We start from the raw sequence: 18,390 nt of genomic DNA on the forward strand, positions 1-18,390 counted from the left end.
TACTATATATACTTGCCATTGCAATTTTTAAACTTTTTGTCCCATAAACCGCTTAAAGTACCCCGTTACCGTCTCATCAAAGGTAAACTGAGCTTTCTTATCTGGTAATGAATGCAACATACTTGTAACCTTATCACTGTCCACATCTGGCTTAGCTATCTCCACAATAATATCTGCCACTATTTTCATAGACTCTACTGGCCAATCGTAACGAGCAATCTCCTGGGTACCCAGACGGATACCAAAACCATTGAAAAGTCTCTTTTTTTTCTTATTTAGCGTTATGCCATAGCGCAAACTATTTGCAAAGATACGTTCCATCATTTCTTTGTCCGTCAAAATAAATACCTGATGAGTCGTACTGTGCATATCACCAACATGGGCGATGTTAAAGCCACGTTGCTCCAACTCCATTGCCAAAGCCTGAGATAGCTCCACGATATGTTGCTGATATGGCTTTCCAAAACTCTCAAACTCAACCAGTGCAAAAAGCAGACTCACTTTTTGATGCATCTGCGTATGACGGATATATATAGGATTGATGGTCCGTTCCAGACGTTCATGCAAACTATCATTATTAGTCATAATCAGACCACTGGCAGGTCCCGGAAAAGTCTTATGCGTACCACCGAACATCACAAAATTATCAATCTTGCCCAGTGGATTTTCCACTACCCCCGCACCAATCAGTCCTAAAGTCTGGCTGGCATCGTATAACAGAACTGTATCACCCAGCTCGATGTTTGTTACATGCAAAGGCTGTATAAGATCTGACGGTGCTAGCAAAATATAATCTATATGCTCTTCTTTAAGGCGCCGATTTAGTGTTGGAAAATCGAGATCATAACGTTCAAAATCATATGGTACCTCTGAAACAACAAGTCCCAGTCGTTCGCAGATAGGTTTAACAGACGCATGTCCACCTGCACTGCTACCTAGAATCATCACATGATCACCAGCCTTAGCCAATGAACTCATGACCATCATAAGGCAGTTCATACCTGTTAGCGTACGGGAATCTGTGTATTTGGCTCCAAAGATAGTACGACATTTTTCCGAAATCATCTCGTAGAAAGGCAATAGATAGGTACTGCCTATAAAATTATCCGCTTCCATATAGGAGTATGTATTGCCAACAATATAACGCTCCTGAAAACCCATTTGCAGTGGCATATTGGCGAAATCAGAAATGACATTTTCTGCAGCACATAAAGGTAATGTCTTGTCATAATAACTCTCAAAACTATCTACAATAGCCGCCAATTCCTGAATCTCATCATCAAAACGTCTAATAACCTCTATGCTGAGATCTTTGCCAATACGGCAGATATATCTACGTCCATCACACGAAAACGTAAAGCCAAGTCCCAAATTTTCCTTGGTAATAGGTCGCAAATTGGTCAAGGAACGCTCAGGCACAGATAAGTGCTGGGCAATTTCCGCCAACAAAGATGAATGAGCATCATTCTGATAGCTATCATCAAACTGTCTTAGTTCCTCCAAAGAATCAAATTCATAAATCACTCCCTGATCACAACGCTTTGCATACATATAAAGCTCTGCAAGGTGCCGATCTTGAATGTCAGCCCAGAAACTGTCTCTTGTGCGAGGAAGATTCCACTCTTTCTCTACAATATCGATAAAATTATCGCTGAAGCGCTTATTGAAGTACGCATAACCGAGCGTAACCCATGTATCTGCCACTCCATAAGCTGTATCCGTGATACGGTCATAAGCATCCGTAGTGACACCACGTTCTTCAGTATCACCTTCTTGATAAATTGTACAATAGTAAGCATCATATGCGTAAGTTTGAAAAATATTCTTAGTAAAATACAAATCAGATGAAGTAATTATAGTGTTGCCAAGTTTTGCCTTGGCAGCATACACACTTGCATGATTATTGCGAATACGGTAATCTTCCGTCTCCACTATAGATACGCCATACTTATCTCGCAAATAATCAAACTTCTCTTTCATGAAGCCTACGACTATTGTTATGTCGTTGATACCTTTTTCTTTTAACTGGTTAATTTGTCGCTCAATTAATACCTCTCCCTTAACTGTAAGCAGAGATTTAGGTTGTTCAAAGCAAAGAGGTACGAAGCGAGTTGAAACTCCAGCAGCCAGAATTATAGCATTATCAATCTTGTGTGCCTGTAGATACCTCTCAGCTTTGTCCGTGAGCTTTTCATCATCCACATATCCATCATAGTTTAGGTTTCTATACTCCTGCTCAATAACTGAGTACGGTTTATATAATGCCTTAGCCGCCTGTCTGGAATCCCATTCATTCTTTTCGTCGAGATAAAGCATAATGTCAAACATAATTTTATTCATAGTATCCCTCCTCTTGCAAAATCTTTTCATTAAATGATATTTCAGAAACTGGATGTGCCTTTCGTTTTTCCTCAGGCGGCAATTTCATGTAGTCTCCATACAGAAAATGTAAATATTCTTCATATTTTCTCGTACCTTGCAATTTAGCCCCAGCAAACTCTAAGGTAACAGTATCTTCATACCACTCACGCTTGTAGCCATATGTATCGTTGCAAGCAGGAAAAGTCAAGCACTTCACCCACTCGGATTTGTAACGGTTACGATGATCAATATAAGAAGCATATTTATCTTTCAATATTCTCTCATCAATCTTTGCCAATACGCTATAAGCAAGTTTTTCTAAACCACTTGATTTTGTCACACCTACCACAGAATAAAAGGCTTTTCGATAAAGAAAGCTATGAAAATTTGTAAGCGCACGGTGCAGATAAAACTCTGGCACATTATCACATACAAAAACATCCAAGAAGATGCCTTGCTCATAAGGCATAAATTCCTGCCCTAAACGTATAAACTTAGTCCCCTTCATGCGTAGTTTGCCATACCCCCAGCGATAACCTGGGGTACGAAAAAGATCCTGGAAATAATAGTTCTCCGGATTCAACTCTGAGTCGCAAACCCTCACCCATTCATCGTAGGCTGGACGGTTCATGATGACATCCGCATCATCATCCCAAGGAATGAAGCCACCATGGCGTATAGCACCAAGCAAAGTACCTCCATCAATGCTGTACTTAATCCCATGTTTCTGGCAAATGCGATCAAATTCTTTCAGCAGACATAGCTCCGTGAATTGTACTTTACGCAATTCTTCACTTGTAAGGAAGTGACGTTTCTTGCCGTCTGCATTCCCCATACATCCATCCCCCTCTTTTGCCTCTCTTAGACATCAATGAGCAATTTAGCATTCACTTTTTCCAGTTTTTATCCTTCTCCATTTTATGTTATTTCTTATGACTCTGCTAGGGATACCAGCACAAATACTATTAGACGGCACGGATTTATTCACTAGGGACAATGCGCCAATTATAGTACCCTCACCTATACTACAACCAGGCAACAGAGTGCTTCCTAAGCCTAACCAAACATGGTTACCTGTGACAATCGGCATGGAATTATCGATAATGCTGTTTGTGTTTACATCGATTATTTCATGACTGCCAGCATCCATTTTGATGTAAAAGGAGAACATATTATCTTCGCCAATTTCTATCTTAGATCGTTCGCACCCAATTTGGAAATTAGAGTTCATTGTGGTTCCGTCTCCGATAGAAATCATACCTCCATCCGCAGCAATTCTCCCGTTGTACTGTAACCTTATTTTTGTTCCTAGCTTAACAGTAGCATGTCTAGCTGCATCACAGATAGTTCTATTACCAATACTACAATTATTCCCAATATATAAAGACGATTCTTCCTTGGCAGAAACCTTTGCTTCTTCTCCTATAGTAGTGCTATCACCTATAATGATAAAACTCTTTTGACCTATTAGAGAACTTTTTTTCGATAGACAGGAATGCCTGCCAACTATAATATTTGCTTCTTCAGCCCAAACAAATGAGGACTCGTGTAATAGTGTATTTTTACTAATAGTAATCCTGCTTCCTTGAGATGCAAATATGCGCACTTTGGAATGAATTACTACACCTGATTCAATCAAAATTTCTGATGTTTTATCTGCAAAAATATGAGTGTCTTCCGCAATAGCAGTATGAGGAGATATTTTTTTACACCCATTGGATTTTATAATATCCATTGGTAAGTCGTCTAAAAACAATGGACTTATAACTCCTAAGCTGTCTATATTGTATTGGCTTAACTCTTTAACTATTTCTTCGCTAAATTGCCAACCGACAGCAACAATTACAGTACCAAAATGTTCTGTTATTAACTCTTCGATTCTAAGAACAGGTTTATTACATAATACGGTAGGATTTTCATACTTATTAGAAACAAGAAAAGCTTTTACTCGTCCGTCAGAATTTTCTAAAAATTCACATATTCTTTCTGCAATTGTTTTAGCACCATATATAAAAACCGCCTTATCTGAGCAAATAGATTTTAGTTGTCGTCTCGTATTTATTATTTTATGCATATACCAAACTTCCTGTCCCTTCCCCTACGGCCAGTCCAGTGCTCCGGAGTTGCTGCCTTTTGCAGTCTCATATACATCACCACAAAACCTCACACTCATACACCGTTGCTTTGTTTATTATTAACATATTGTTCACATAACTCAATCAAGTCCTTCTTTACTCTTAAAGAATCTCCATTATTTTCCATTACTATCCATCTTTTCTAAACAAGAACACTCCTTTGAAGATAAATAGCACAATAGTGCAGTCTTTACGTCATCAACTGTATATTGTCTTAATTCTTTCGGTGAAGCCGAACCAACCAGTTTATGATATGCTCTTAAAGATATTACATAATCGCCACAAGATGAACAGTAATACCCCTTCATTCTGTTTTCATTCATTAAATCTGTCTTAGCAATCAATCCACAAATTTGGCAAATCTCATCATCTTTTTCCATAAAATACCTCTTTTAAAATCTTAATGGAATTTTAGACTTCACAATATTACTTTCTTCTATTTTTATGCCTTTTGACTTTAGGTATTCTAATACTACTTTACCGTCACATTTCGTTGTAGGACTCAAATGTATTTTACATATACTATCCTGCGGTATAGCCATTTCAATATAAGGTCTAAGCATACCATCAATCAACTTATACCTATTGCTATACTCACCTACAAATGCTAGAGTGTCCCAATCTGATTTCTCTGACATAGTGAATTTCTTAGTAATTACTATTCTGCTCTCCTGTTCATTAGAAAAAGACGGATCTTTCATAAATAGTGCCATTGGAAATATTACGCGTTTATAAAATTCATTTCCCCAAAACATATCCAAAACCTTATTGTCATCATCACCACAAAATTTTTTGTATGTCTCTAATCCTTTCATTAAGATTTCTTCGAATAACTTTACTTGTTGGTCAGCATCATAAATAACCTTGCCAATGTACTTATTACATCTTACCGCAACGATTGAATCATGTGCCTTACGGTATTCATATATTTTATCGTAGTAACCAGCACATTTGTCTATATTGAATTTTATACATACGCCATCACCTTTAGAATAATATTTCCACATATCCAAAGAATCTTCTTTAGTTGAAAATGAACAAACATAAACCTCATTACTGTGCAAATAAGAATCAACAGGATTTCTTCCCCATGGGGTTGTTGGTGTACTAAGTTCTCTTTTGTTATTATCTACAATATCTTTAAATACATTCAAAAAATGCCCATCTTTTTCAAGTGTAACTTGTTTTATGCAGTAATCCAGTGCTTTACTAAATTCATTGTGCAAGTATTTAACTTCTTTTTCGTCATTTAACACATCTATTCTACTTAAATGCATAGATGCACTATCAATTATCCCCATCATTCCCTTTAATGTCGTATAATGAAACATGTTATCTACATTTTCATAAAAAATACCTGTTTCATTTATTATTTTTTCCAAATCTTCTTCAAGTTCTGTATATGTGTATTTCTCTGTCATAGTTAATCCCCCGCTTCAACATAGTTTTTACATTAAGTCTCACTGTACGTCTCGCGGCTTCCACAATTATTCGCAACAGTCACTGCTGCATAAATAGCATCCAGCATGCTCTCCTCATTAGTATTACCTTAGGCCTTTCTATACTGGCTCCTCCGTGTATTTCTTGTTGCACATATATATCCATCACAATTTATTCCCTGCAGTATCTATCGAAAGGGACAAATTTAATCTAAAGCCACAAATACCTTTACTTATACAATTCTATCATCCTCCAGCGTAATCCTGCAAAAACAAGATATTTCTTTCCAACTGTGCCAAATTTGGGGCAAAAGAAAACTGCTGCACATCGTACAACAGTTTTACGACAATTCTTTTGTTTAACCATAAAAGATATCATTTTATAAATCTCAGTAAAAAATCTGCAATACCTATTATAGTAAATCCATTTTCATCGTATGTCTCGCTAATCGGCTTATTTATAACCAAGACCTTCTTAATCTGATCATTCAATTTTAAATATGGCCTTATTTCCCGGTCTCTGGTATCCGCATTAGAAATATCCGCAGTAACTTGAATGTAATATGCCCTGCGCCCATTGGTGGCATAGAAGTCCACTTCATTGTTCTTCCTTATTGATTTATGATTTGCATCTTTTTCTACGGTATCAAACGCCCCTACATTTACAGAATAACCATGGTAACATAGTTCATTGTAAACAATGTTCTCAAGCATCTGTCCTTCATCTGGAAATGCAAAGTTTAGTCTGGCATTACGCAGGCCAGTGTCACAAAAATAATACTTTCTTAAGGCTCCGATCTCTTTTCTTCCCTTCAAATCATATCTTTTTGCTTCTCTTATCAAAAATGCATCTTTGAAATAGCCTATATATTTTTCTACTGTAGCCTTATCTATTTTTTCATGCCTAACACTGGCAAATGTATTGGCAATTTTTTCAGCATTTAACAACGAACCTGTGGATGAACTTATAATATTGCACAATTCATCCAAGGCCTCTCCCTTATTCAGCTGGTTTCTCTCAACAATATCGCTGAAATATGTTGTAAAAAACAAGTTCTTTAAGTATTCTTTTCGTTCGTCTTCTATCTTCAATACAGCCAACGGCATACCGCCAAACTGCATGTAAGTATATATTGAATCTGTTGGCGAACCTCCTATGTAGCCATGATATTCCTCAAAAGATAAAGGGGACAAGTTTATATTAGTGGCCTTATCTCTAAACTCGGTGACAATATCAGAGGACAACATCTTTGAATTAGAACCTGTCACATAAAGGTCGATATTCTTTTCCCGTGAAAGTCCTAATACCACATCTACAAATGAAATAGTTTCCGAATCCTTAGCACCAGCAAGAACATGCACGCCACCAGTAAGATTAGGATTAACAATTGAGTAAACTTTCTGTATTTCATCAATAAAAACATAATAAGTATCTCTATCGGCACACTTTGCCCTAATATACGTTCCTAATTCCAAGGGATCACGATATCTGGCATTTTGGTCGTCATCAAGTTCTAATATAATTATTCTATTTTCAGGCACATTTTTAGATAGAAGATATTCCCTGAATATTTCTTTTAAAAGAAATGATTTTCCGCAACGCCTTATACCAGTTATTACCTTTGGGAAGCCGTTATTTTGTGAATTAATTAGTTGATTTAGATATTTGTCTCTCTTTATCATACAATCTCCTAAAATGTAGAATTCTACAGTTTTGCTGATTGTATTTTATCATTATATCCTACAATAATTCAATAAAAATGTAGAAATCTACAATTTTTGTGTTTTCCATGAAAAATTCTATCATTCCCCAGCGTAATCCTGCAAAAACGAGATATTTCTTTTCCTACTGCGCCAAGTTTGGGCAAAAGAAAACTGCTGCTTCTCAAATGCAGCAGTTATATAAAAATAATATATTCAAATTATCAAATTTACTTTTCGACCATACTAAATGCTGCGTACATTTTTTCTATTGCATTTCGGCTTAACCCATTATTTTTAGCTAATTCACGCCAATTATCTTTAACAATCCTAAACATATCCGCAGCAATACTCTTAGCTTCATGCAGATCAATATCATAATATTGTGCCGTTTCTAATGCCAAATCAACATCTACCGTAGATTCCTTATCATCCACCATCAATGACAAATTATCGCCGTAAGGTACTGGATTGACATCATACAACGGAGATAAACGCCACCCCTGAGGGGTATACACAAATCCGTGATTTCTTAAATGATCATCCGTATTATTTACGGCCATACTAAACACAATCCTTCTCCACAATTCAATCAAATCCAGCTTTGGCTTGCAGCCATTGGCGCGAATAAAGGCCGCAATATCCAGATAGCTACTGTCATTTTCGCCATCGACTTTTCCCAACAATGACATTGCAGAAGAAAAATGAATTCTCCTTTTGCCCTCTCTATCAAATCTCTTGACAATAAATGTTGCTCCATTTGCTGAAAAGGTCTCCAATCGAGCTTCCGGAACATTTAATCCACACATTTTTGCCAAATCATGCACTACCATTTCCCAGGCTCCACTATTAAAAGTATCGTGTTTTGAAGGAAACTTAGCAATCCACAATACACCATCTGTATCCTGCACCGTAGCCTTCGGTCTGGCGCCCCCCAATGATGAACCTGGGGCCAATAATTGATTTAGCCATTTTTCTTCAAAACCGTCCTCATCATTTTCAAAGGAAAAAGCAGCTGCCTCCAGCGTCCTCAATGTAACCCAGGGTGGTGTAGCCAAAGACTTATCAGAAGCTTCAAAATGCTCTCCACCATCTACCGAGAATCGTAACGCCCCCATACGCGCTTCGTCATATACACCTAGTAGATAGTCTGACTCAGTCAATTTATTAGGGCGTCTATTTTCCTTGCGGGCATTTATTGCTTCCCGCCTTTGCAACAGTAGTCTTCCCCACCTATCTGGGCATGAATCAGAAAACAAGCCAAATAGTTGCTTTCCCAATGGTGTATATTGGCGGCCTCTATACAGATAAAGCTCCGGATCAAGAGTAATGCCGGCACCATTATTTAATAACCATTTATCATCATATTCAAAGGAAAATTTTTCTGTTCTTTTATCTCCGTCAACATAAAGCCGACCTAAGATAATAGGATTAGTACTACTCCAGTTTTCATACACCCATATTGTCCTGCTCATTATCCATTTTTCTCCTTGGGGCACGTTTTTTAGGCATAATGTCTAAGTCTTGTAGTTTTCTTCCCAATTCATCATCTTTTGCTATTAAAATCAAATCTTTATCCATACCATTCAATGCGTGAAGGACTGCCGCATAAATACCTATGGCTACAGATGGAGATCCCTTTTCTACAGACCATATTGTGGCCCGGCTTACACCTGCCCGTTCTGCCACTAAAGCCACCGATATTTTACGTCTTAGACGTGCTAATTTTATCTGTTCTCCAAGCTTTGACAAATATTCTTGGGTTTTGGGCATAATAACAACTTTTCTGGCAGCCATATATTCATCTCCGCATCAACAATTCAAACTTCTCCGTTCTTTTATCGTCTATTATTTTAAACTATATAAGATAAATGTCAATAATAGTAGACATTATTTGATATTTGCAGCCTACACCACTTCATGCTATCAATACCTTTTCTCTCATAACAGTTTTATAAAATTCACTATCTTGGTTTATTTCATTTATCTCAAAAACATCAACCTTTTTATTGAAGGTAGCGCGTAGTTCTTCGCCTAAAGCAAAAATTTGTGTCAATTTAAATCCTTCGCCACCGATAACGAGAAAATCCATGTCGCTACTCTCATCAGCTTCACCTCGTGCATACGAACCAAATAAATAAATCTCTTTTACTTTATATTTATCTGCTAAAGGTTTTACTAGATAAGTTATATTTTCCAATGTAACAACATTCTTATCCATCTTTCCACCTTCCACAATGTATAATTATATCCAGTATACTTCAGTCTCTCCCGAACAAATCCCTAGTATAAACCTTATCTTTCACATCACGCAGACACTCATCAAATCTGTTTGCAATAATGCAATGGCACATATGCTTAAATTCTTCAAGGTCACCAATCACTTTACTTCCGAAGAAGGTGGTACCAGCATCCAATGTAGGCTCATAAATAACCACATTAGCACCTTTGGCCTTGATACGCTTCATTACCCCCTGAATTGCCGACTGTCTGAAATTATCCGAGTTGCTTTTCATAGTCAGCCTGTATACGCCAATCACGCAGTCTTTTTCCGTATCCTTGCTATATGCTCCGTGACTGTAATAATCATAATAGCCAGCCTTTTTCAGCACCTGATCGGCAATAAAGTCTTTTCTGGTACGATTGCTTTCCACGATGGCACTTATCATATTCTGAGGTACATCTGAATAATTCGCCAAAAGCTGCTTAGTATCCTTTGGCAGGCAGTAGCCACCATAACCGAAGGACGGATTATTATAATGCGTACCAATACGCGGATCCAATCCAATCCCCTGAATTATATCTTTTGTATTTAGTCCTTTCATCTCCGCATATGTATCCAGCTCATTAAAATAAGACACCCGCAGTGCCAAATATGTATTGGCAAAAAGTTTTACTGCTTCTGCCTCAGCAAATCCCATAAACAATGTATCTATATTTTCTTTCTCCGCCCCATCCTGCAAGAGCCTGGCAAATGTTTCTGCCCACACTCTACTATTGTCATCGCAGCCCACAATAATTCTGCTGGGATATAGATTATCATACAATGCCTTGGATTCCCGCAAAAACTCTGGCGAGAAGATAATTCTTTCGGTTCCGTACTTTTCTCTAATTCTTTCTGTATATCCCACCGGAATTGTACTCTTTATCACCATAATGGCAGTATCGTTGTATTTCAGCACCTGTTCAATAACGCTCTCTACTGATGAACAATCAAAATGCTGGGTTACCGGATCATAATTCGTAGGCGTTGCAATCACAACAAAATCAGCCTCTTTATATACACCAGCTCCATCCAATGTAGCTGTCAACTTCAGAGGCTTTTCCTTCAAATACTTTTCGATATATTCATCCTGAATAGGGGATACCTTACTATTTAGTTTCCTTACTTTATCTTCTACAACATCCACAGCAACCACATCATGGTGCTGAGATAATAACACCGCCATGGATAAACCCACATATCCTGTACCTGCCACGGCAATTTTCAGTCTTTCATAATCTCTCATATACTCACCATATATCTATATAGTTATTCATCACCTATATTAATCTATCGGATAAGGCATCAATCGCCACCTATCCACGCCACCAGCTCATATCCCCATCCACTACACGTCTGCCGCTGTCAGGGCAATCGGTGATAATGGCATCCACACCCAGATCAGCCCAGCGTTTGATCTCGCTTTTCATATCTATCGTCCAAAGATGTACCTTGATACCCTTTTGGTGACAAGCTTCCAAGACACTTTCCTGCATTTTGGTATATGGTGGATGATAGGCCTCTGCCCCCAGTTTCAAAACATAATCCGCCGCTTTTCCAATCAAATCACCGGAAAGAAGGCCGAATCGTGAAGGATAGCCTTTTACCTTACTGTATTCCATAGCTTTTTTCACAGAATAATGATTGAAGGAGGAATATATTACCCGCTCATCCATACCCATGGAATGCACCATATCCAAGGTCTTTTCTTCCAAGCCCTCATAATAAATGGCACCAGATTTTAATTCAATATTCAGCTCCAGCTCTGTACTACGTAAAAGACAAAGCAAATCCTCCAGCGTAGGAATCTCCGTTTTACCAAATTCCGGATGGGTTTTGCTAAAGGAAAATCCCCGCAACTCAGCTAAAGTATAATCCTTTAACCAGCCACTGCCGTCGCTTACCCTGTCTATACGTTCATCATGACATAGCACCAATACTCCATCTTTGGTAAGCTGCACATCTGTCTCAATGCCGTCTGCCCCCATCTTTATAGCCCGTTCAAAAGCCGGCATAGTGTTTTCCGGGGCATATTGCTTATCCCAACCGGAGGCCCCCCGATGGGCCCAGATTTTTGTTTTTGCCACTTCTATATTCCCTCCTGAAGTTTCTTTCTGGCTGCCAAAAGTTTCTCCATAATATCAGCCATAGCGATACTTTCGGCGGCTGTGAGCTTAAAATCACTCTTGCCGTAACCATTTATCGTAGAGATAAAGTCACTCAATTCATAACGGAGACCTCCGCCTAAGAAACGGGTAGAAATCTTCTGATTCTGCTCCCTGTCCTCATAGCATACTTCAAATTCGTGGGTTAGCCACCACGGAGATGGTACCAGAATGTATCCCTTAGTACCGGATATAAGAAGCTGCCCTTCCGACTTTACCTTTAGGCCCGTCTTGGCAGTAGCTATAGCTGTAGGATAGGTAAAATAGGCCTTAGTATAAACATCTACACCATTATCAGCCAAAAACATTTTAAACTCAACGCTATCGTACTCAAGGCCCAGAATTTTAAAAATAGGAAGCAGCGCGTAGCTGCCGAACTCCGTGAAACTGCCGCCGCACTCTGTATCCGAAAGTTCACGAAGGTGATCCGCCGTCAACCTCGAAAAACAAGCTTCCACATCACGCACTTCACCAATGGTTCCACTTTTTACTGTGCTAAGCAAACGAATAAAGCCAGGAGCATGGGCGGTCTTTATGGCCTCCATTAGCACCAGTTTTTTTTCTTTTGCTATTGCATAAAGTTCCTCAGCCTGGGCTTTAGTAAGCGCCAACGGTTTCTCACAGAGAACATGTATACCGTGTTCCAAAGCACTCTTGGCATATGGATAGTGAAATGCATGTGGAGCCGCAATATTCACTGCATTTACCTTGCTGTACAGTTCATCAATGTTATCCGTGTAAAAATCCAGCTTGTGACTCTCTGCAAACTGCTTAGCACTTTCAATATGTGGGTTATACACCCCATCAATAGTGAGACCGCTTACGAACCTGGACTCAGGAACAAAGCGCCCAGCGATCCGGCCGCTGCCAATAATCCCCATATGCACCAGCTCATAGGCCTGAGCCCTGAGCCTGGTACTGGAAACGCCCTCGGTACGGGGGAGATAGATAACATCACAATACTCCTTCAGATAGTCAAAATGCCCTGTCCAGTCCGAGCCTACCGTGAATACATCCACCTGATACTTCTGGATGTCCTCTACCTTCTGCCCCATATGATCTTCCACAATAATTTCATCAGCAAAGCCTGTAGCCTTTACATTTTCAATACGTTTCATAATAGGGTCGATAAGGTTCAGTTTACCCCGCTCCTCATCAAAATGCTCCGTTGTCACGCCAACAATAAGGTAATCACCCAATGCTTTGGCACGCTCCAGCAAACGATAATGTCCTCTATGGAAAAGATCGAAAGACCCGTAAGTAATGACCTTCTTCATATGTCGCCCCCCTCAACTATATATTGCGATCATGACCAGCACCAAACCGCACAAAATGCATTTTTCCACTGTTTTTAATAACAAGTATATCCCACAACTCCTGAGATACTTCCCCAAAAACTCTTTCTGGTGTGAAACTGCCTTTCACCTTGCGCTCAGTCATATCCTCACATTTGGCACAACCAATAGCAATGATAGGGAAAATTTTCCTTCCCCGCCACTGATAAACAAAGTCTGCGTGGGCATGCCCATGAATATGGCCCAGTATCCTTGAACCACTGCTGTCCAATGCCTGCATCAGCAAATTACCATTGCGGATTTCCTCCGACCATGGATCCAGTTCTGCCAATGGGGCATCATGGGAAAAAATCATCACCCGCCAGTCTTTCGGTACTTCTTTCAATGTTTCACGCACCCAAGAAATCTGGGTTAAATCAAATCCATATCGCGGCCTGGATTCATTCTGGTATGCACTTAGATAGAAACAACGTAGCTTTTGCTGTGAGTAATCCACAAAATAATACGTCTTGTCTTTATCCTGCTTCCACTTGGCGACATCCCCCTGGTAAAGCTCTGCCTGTTCATGGAGAGACATAGACTCAGGATTGCCATGGAAATAATTGGCATCATGATTTCCCAAAACAATGTGTATCGGCACATTCAACTTATTCAAATCATTTAGCATGGATGACACATAAAATCGTGTCATAGCCTTTGATACCGTGCCATCTGTCATATCCCCCAGATGAATAACACCATCAAAGCTGACTTTTTCCTGTAAAGCCTTGAGATTTGCTGCCGTATCTTGCCATGTGCCATTTACTGTAGCATGAGTATCGGTTAGCACAGCCAGTACCAAATCGCCCTCTGAACGAATATCTTTGACTTTATCTGCCACACGCTGTACCTCATCCCAAAATACTTTTGGCATAGGGCTTTGCCCCAATGATTTTACAGATATGATATTTTCTACATTAGCAGCCTCATCAGAGGTAATTGTCTCACCATCCATCCGCCGTAGGCATACACGAAAATAACATCTATCATTAAATATATAATCTTCATCCATAAAGCTCTCTTGCAGGGAGCCCACCTGGTAGGTACCCCATATCTGTTCAGGAGCATAGTCATAAGTATGAATGTACTTATCTGCCATCTCCAGCTTGTAGCAAGCTACAGCATAGCGATAACGATTGTCTAATAAATGAATTATAGTTCCCCTATCAGCAAGATAAAATCCCTCTGTAGCCATCATCTGCCGATGTCCGCGTTCCAAACAGCCATTTTGAGGATTCAACCAATAGCCATTCGTCACTTCCAGCACTCTTTTTTCCATCAGCCTAGCCTCCTAAGGATTTCTTCCTTAACCTTCTCCCCGCAAGTACCATCACAGTTCTGAGCCAACTCCGACCAGGCCTCACGCTGTTTTTCCCTGTCGTGGGTACCATTTGCCACATAATCAACAAACTGACTTATTGAGCGGAGAGTTCTCTGCTCCCCAGTAGCATAAGGAATATCTTTTCCCATTCGGCCAAAGGTCTGCTCTATAGGTGTAGGCCACAATTTGGTCTGTTTCTCCGTCAATCGGCAAGGAACCTCCCTGTAAGTTAGGGTATGGAAGTCATACCAATAAAGGCGATTATCATAAGCAAACTGTATACCCCTTACGGCCGTATCATTCCAAGGCTGGTAATATAACGACCAAAGGCAACCCACGCTGGTGAGGTGGGACTGCTGTAAAAAGTAATAGGATTTTCTTTCTTCCCAAGCAAATGGCAAGCCCATATCCACCTTCTCCAACTTCTTTTCTACCATATTCAGCCGCATGGCCATGCTACCATAACACGGCAAAAGGTAAATATAACCATCTACCCTAACAATACCAGAAAATTTATATTGATCCTTACCATTCCACCAATCTGTCTGGCATTGATAATTCTCAGGATAATCCTCAATATCCAGCACTTCGCATTCTCCAGTATGAGTATTCCAACGACGAATTTTCGTGGTCAGTCGAGGGAATAGCAAAAAAATTCCCGAGCCGTACTTCTCCTCCACTATAGCACAACAGTCCGTGTCCTCAGGCCCCACAGCCTGCCAAGAATATTCTCCAGTGACCAAATCAAAGTTCATGACCCGATTGGTCTGAAAGGAAGCAACATATGCCTGATTTGGATAGTTTATCCAGCAAGCCGGACCCATAAGTTCCATATGCTCCGCTGTCACCATCGGCAATATTTCTTCTACGCACTCACGGAGGTACTTCAACTCCCCACTTTGCTTATCCAACCGCAAAATTGCAGAATATCTGTATGGTAAAAAATACAGATAGCGCTCCCCTTTCAATATCCCACAAAAATTGCCACTCTCCAATGGATTATCATAAGGTATATCCTGCCGTTCTCCCGTTGTCTCATCAAATATGCAAATAGTTTTTGCACTGCCAGGGGCGAAGTAGGACTTATAATTTTCCTCATCCATTATAAAAGTTGCATAATTCTTACTATCAGGGGTATTGCCAAAATCAATCAATGTTGTAATCTCCCCACTTTCCCAATCCATACGGCAGAATCTGTTATAATGAGGAGCTAAAAAATAGCTGTGTTTAATGTCATTGTCCACAATATGGGTACCAATCTGCAGACTTGCCCGCTCCTCCAAAGTTGGTTCCTGCCACAGAGTATAGTCCTCTGCAAAAAAGATAGGCTTACCCGCATAACCAAAGAGACTTACTACCGATGATGAACTCTCTCCCAAATAGGCATCAGAAATCGCCATAGCCATATCTATATCAGGAGTATCGTCAAATATCCCAATTGCCTCATCTTTAAATCTCTGTTTCAAGGCAAGATAACTATCCAACAAGTCCGACCTTATCGAATTCAAGCAAGACTCTATCAAAGGATGCGGGCGCCAAAGAATAACCACATCTTTGCGCCGACTAAAGACATCAAAAATGTAGCTCATTTTCTTTAAGAACCGATCCCCCTGCTGAAGTATGCCGGAAATACTGGTGTTATAGAATATGACTTTGCGTCCGCCAATATAATCTAGCCATTCCGCTGGTATCTGATGGTGTTTTTCACAATAAAAAATTCTGTCTATCTTTGGCGAACCCAAAGCCAAAATTTTTTCCTTAGGAACGAAATCATAAAGATACGGTTCCTCCCCTTCCTTTATTTCTGAAAAACGCATTGGAGCAATCTGCATATCATCCTGCTGAACCACCATATAATCCATATGATTGTACACAGAAAGGTTAGTTTGCAACTCCGGCCAACGGCGCCCAACAACAAAGTAAGGCACATAAACTAATAGGTCCGTATATTTTTTCAGATTAAAGGAGTAATAAGCCGAATCGACAGATGTGGCAGAATTATAATTATCATACGGATTGTGAACAAAAATCACATCTGGATGCATGGATTCCAAATTAACCGTCTGCCAATCCAATGTAGGTATATCTTTAGGAAATAAATCCCTCTCACAATGCCACTCTTTAACTGTACGGTCCTGGTTTAAATCACAATACGGAATAGGCACAACATGGGCATTGCAATGCTCTTTATCCTCAGCAAGGGCCCTCCACACACTTTCCAGGCTATCCCACATGGAGGCTTTATATGGCAGGAATACTATCTCCTTCTTTATCTCCTTTTCGCCACGCAGCAATTGCAGTACATAATCCACTATTTCCCTGCAAAGCCCACGGCACTCATCTGTTTCAGCACGTCCAAGAGCTGACCAATCCGTATCTGTTATTGTCTGTTTAAGAGTTTGCAGCATATCATGGTACTGCTCATAACGTATTGAAGATAACCCGATCTGGCATTTATCATCAACATCCCGCAGAATCTCCATGACTATATTGGTCTGTTCCTTATCTCGCCAGTCAATCTGCTGAAAAATCTGCAGAAGCGATGCAAAATTCTCTATTAATTCTTTCTGTACAGCCCGATCCATCATCTTAAAAACACATCCTATCTAAAACAATACCTCTTATTAATATTAAACAAAAAATGCCCAAATCCTCTTTAGTTCATCGGATATAGGCACTTTTTACTATACTGACTAAAATCTTTTCCATTAATCCTTACCGTAGTATACTAAAATCAAATAACCACTCAAAGGAGATGTGTCATGAAAATCCAATTTCTCAATGGTGGATTAGCCAACCAGACATTTCAATACATTTTCACCCGCTACTATGAGCTATCTCATCCTGGCGAGCAGATGTTTCTAGATGACTCGTATTTTGCCTTGAACACAGTACATAATGGCTACGAACTGGAAAAGGTATTTCCCAATGCCCGCCCCCGTATGTTGAGCCATTTTTTCGATGAGGATATATGGGAATATATGCTTGACGAAAAGCGCAAAGGTAAGAGCATCCCCCAGATTCTGACCGAAAATGGAATTCCCATTACCATGCTATCAGAATTTGGCGATAGCTACAAAAATTTCAATCCCTTCGATGGTGACGTAAAGTACGTGGAAGCCCATGTTTTCCAGCCGCAAATCTGTGATGTTCCTTACGAGAATGTATACTACCACGGATACTGGATAAACAGGGACTGGCTATATTCATATAAAGAAACCCTGGTGCCGGAATTGGCTTTTCCAGAAGTAACGGAGCCTCACAATATTGCATATATGAAAGAAATCCAAAACACCAACTCCGTCTCCATTCACATACGCCGTGGAGATTTCGTTAAGATTGGCTGGAGCCTCCCTACTGAGCAAATAAGGGATATTCTTCTTTATTTCTTAGACAATACCCCTAAGCACCTTAATTTCCATGCCTTTGTCTTTTCTGATGACATACCCTGGTGCAGGGAAAATTTTATGCAATTAGGCTTAAACAAATTCTACAAATGCACCTTCGTTGAAGGAAACACCGACGGGCTGAACTATCGGGATATGCAGCTTATGAGCAGCTGCAAGGCTATGATACAGTCCAACAGCTCCTTCGGATATCTGGCAGCATTGCTTAATCAGAATAAGCAATACATTTTAAATCCATTTGATGCACGACCAGTTTAATATCCG

At 39.7% G+C, this 18,390-nt stretch carries 15 protein-coding genes; 1 reads left to right on the forward strand and 14 read right to left on the reverse strand.

Annotated features, from left to right (window positions below):
• Positions 1 to 27 precede the first annotated feature (27 nt).
• From D081_RS05435 to D081_RS05500, 14 genes are all read right to left on the reverse strand, one after another.
• Positions 28 to 2,340, reverse strand: coding sequence for an NTP transferase domain-containing protein (locus tag D081_RS05435; protein WP_158087563.1), 2,313 nt, complete (start codon positions 2,338 to 2,340; stop codon positions 28 to 30).
• Positions 2,333 to 3,196, reverse strand: a complete 864-nt coding sequence (locus tag D081_RS05440) for a phosphorylcholine transferase LicD (RefSeq protein WP_085023096.1) — start codon at positions 3,194 to 3,196, stop codon at positions 2,333 to 2,335. Before D081_RS05440 ends, D081_RS05435 begins: the two co-directional genes overlap by 8 nt.
• A 45-nt stretch (positions 3,197 to 3,241) precedes the next feature.
• Positions 3,242 to 4,435, reverse strand: a complete 1,194-nt coding sequence (locus D081_RS05445) for a hypothetical protein (protein WP_085023097.1) — start codon at positions 4,433 to 4,435, stop codon at positions 3,242 to 3,244.
• A gap of 177 nt (positions 4,436 to 4,612) precedes the next feature.
• The gene (locus D081_RS05450) at positions 4,613 to 4,876 is read right to left on the reverse strand and encodes a hypothetical protein (protein ID WP_085023098.1); all 264 of its coding nucleotides are present in this window, start codon (positions 4,874 to 4,876) and stop codon (positions 4,613 to 4,615) included.
• 12 nt (positions 4,877 to 4,888) lie between these two features.
• On the reverse strand, positions 4,889 to 5,917 hold the full coding sequence (locus tag D081_RS05455) for a DUF2971 domain-containing protein (RefSeq protein ID WP_085023099.1): 1,029 nt from the start codon (positions 5,915 to 5,917) through the stop codon (positions 4,889 to 4,891).
• Positions 5,918 to 6,310: 393 nt separating this feature from the next.
• Entirely contained in the window at positions 6,311 to 7,618 is a 1,308-nt protein-coding gene (locus tag D081_RS05460) for an ATP-binding protein (protein ID WP_085023100.1), read from the reverse strand.
• A 248-nt stretch (positions 7,619 to 7,866) separates the two neighbouring features.
• Entirely contained in the window at positions 7,867 to 9,111 is a 1,245-nt protein-coding gene (locus tag D081_RS05465; RefSeq protein WP_143272135.1) for a type II toxin-antitoxin system HipA family toxin, read from the reverse strand.
• On the reverse strand, positions 9,086 to 9,433 hold the full coding sequence (locus D081_RS05470) for a helix-turn-helix domain-containing protein (RefSeq protein ID WP_085023101.1): 348 nt from the start codon (positions 9,431 to 9,433) through the stop codon (positions 9,086 to 9,088). The genes D081_RS05465 and D081_RS05470 overlap by 26 nt, the downstream gene beginning before the upstream one ends.
• 121 nt (positions 9,434 to 9,554) lie before the next feature.
• Complete coding sequence (locus D081_RS05475; protein ID WP_085023102.1) at positions 9,555 to 9,857, reverse strand: nucleotidyltransferase family protein; 303 nt, start codon at positions 9,855 to 9,857, stop codon at positions 9,555 to 9,557.
• 40 nt (positions 9,858 to 9,897) lie between these two features.
• Positions 9,898 to 11,127 (reverse strand): nucleotide sugar dehydrogenase, encoded by a 1,230-nt coding sequence (locus D081_RS05480; RefSeq protein WP_198941962.1) that lies wholly within the window; start codon positions 11,125 to 11,127, stop codon positions 9,898 to 9,900.
• An 88-nt stretch (positions 11,128 to 11,215) separates the two neighbouring features.
• Positions 11,216 to 11,986: a glycerophosphodiester phosphodiesterase gene (locus D081_RS05485; RefSeq protein WP_198941959.1), complete on the reverse strand. Its 771-nt coding sequence runs from the start codon at positions 11,984 to 11,986 to the stop codon at positions 11,216 to 11,218.
• 2 nt (positions 11,987 to 11,988) lie between these two features.
• Positions 11,989 to 13,341, reverse strand: a complete 1,353-nt coding sequence (locus tag D081_RS05490) for a Gfo/Idh/MocA family oxidoreductase (protein ID WP_085023105.1) — start codon at positions 13,339 to 13,341, stop codon at positions 11,989 to 11,991.
• Between the two features lie 16 nt (positions 13,342 to 13,357).
• The gene (locus D081_RS05495; protein WP_085023106.1) at positions 13,358 to 14,677 is read right to left on the reverse strand and encodes a metallophosphoesterase; all 1,320 of its coding nucleotides are present in this window, start codon (positions 14,675 to 14,677) and stop codon (positions 13,358 to 13,360) included.
• Entirely contained in the window at positions 14,677 to 17,307 is a 2,631-nt protein-coding gene (locus D081_RS05500) for a hypothetical protein (protein WP_085023107.1), read from the reverse strand. Before D081_RS05500 ends, D081_RS05495 begins: the two co-directional genes overlap by 1 nt.
• A gap of 174 nt (positions 17,308 to 17,481) precedes the next feature.
• On the opposite strand from D081_RS05500, the gene D081_RS05505 reads away from it, so the two are divergent.
• Entirely contained in the window at positions 17,482 to 18,384 is a 903-nt protein-coding gene (locus D081_RS05505) for an alpha-1,2-fucosyltransferase (protein WP_085023108.1), read from the forward strand.
• Positions 18,385 to 18,390 lie beyond the last annotated feature (6 nt).

The organism is Anaerovibrio sp. JC8 (genome assembly GCF_002100115.1).
Taxonomy (GTDB): Bacteria; Bacillota; Negativicutes; order Selenomonadales; family Selenomonadaceae; genus Anaerovibrio.